1 protein-coding gene is annotated in these 1,052 nt (G+C 69.7%); it reads right to left on the reverse strand.

Annotated elements, in window-relative coordinates; all coding sequences use genetic code 11:
- Window positions 1-41: 41 nt before the first annotated feature.
- On the reverse strand, window positions 42-884 hold the full coding sequence (locus tag AC1DOC_RS34845; protein ID WP_012746986.1) for an AraC family transcriptional regulator: 843 nt from the start codon (window positions 882-884) through the stop codon (window positions 42-44).
- Window positions 885-1,052 lie beyond the last annotated feature (168 nt).

Raw genomic sequence — 1,052 nt, forward strand, 5'->3', positions numbered from 1 at the left:
TGCCAGAGCGCCGTGACGGCGTGGCGGCATCGAGGCGAGCTTCAGGCGAGCGCGGCGGATCGCTTCTTGTGCTGGAAGGAAGTGGGCGAGCGTCCGGTGGCGGCCTTGAACATGGCGCAGAACGCGCTGTCGGTGGCATAGCCGCTGGCCGCCGCCACCTGGCTCACGGCCATGCCGCGCGCCAGCAGCGGCAGCGCATGCGCCATCACGGCCTGCTGCCGCCATTGCTGCCAGCTCATGCCGAGCTGGTCGCGGAACAGCCGCGCCACGGTGCGCTCGCTGGCGCCGATGGCAGCGGCACGCTCGGCCAGCGTGGCGCGGTCGGCCGGGTTGCGCAGCAGCGTCTCGCACAGCTGGCGCAGCCGCTTGTCGGAGGGCAGCGGCACGTCGATGCGGATCTGCGTGGCGCGCTCGAGCTCGTCCACCAGCAGCGGGGCGATCATGCGTTCGCGCTGCGGCGCGTGCGGGTCGGCCGGCGGCAGGCCGTCGGGCGTGGTGTCGAGTGCGAGCATCAGCGCGCGCAGCAGCGGGCTGATCTCGAGCACCTCGCACTTCTCCCACGGCGGGCCGAGCCAGGCATGCAGGTACACGGTGCGCAGCTCGGCGTCCTCGATCAGCATGATGCTGTGCGGCATGTTGGCCGGCACCCAGACCGCGCGCGAGGGCGGCACGATGTAGCTGCCGTCCTGCGTGCTGAGCCGGATCACGCCGCGGGTCGAGAAAGTGAGCTGCGGCCACGGGTGCTGGTGCAGCTCGACGAAGGTGTCGGCGCTCAGGAAATGTTCCTTGGCGCGCAACGGCCTGACCGCGTCGGGTGCGTAGAGATGCGGCGTGAGCGAGGCGACGCTGGTGACCGGGGAAGGGAGTGAAACGGCGCTTGGCATGGTTTCGACAAATGTTGTCGCTGTATCGCCATTCTGCCGCGGCCAGCGGGCATAGCATCGGTGCCTGCCCGGTTTTTTGTAGCAATCCATGTCTTCCACTTCCTCCCCGACAGCCACTCCCTCCACCAGCTTGCGCGGCGACGCACAGCTCATCGGCCTGGTCGGCCT

The organism is Variovorax sp. 01T439_2, assembly GCF_056398445.1.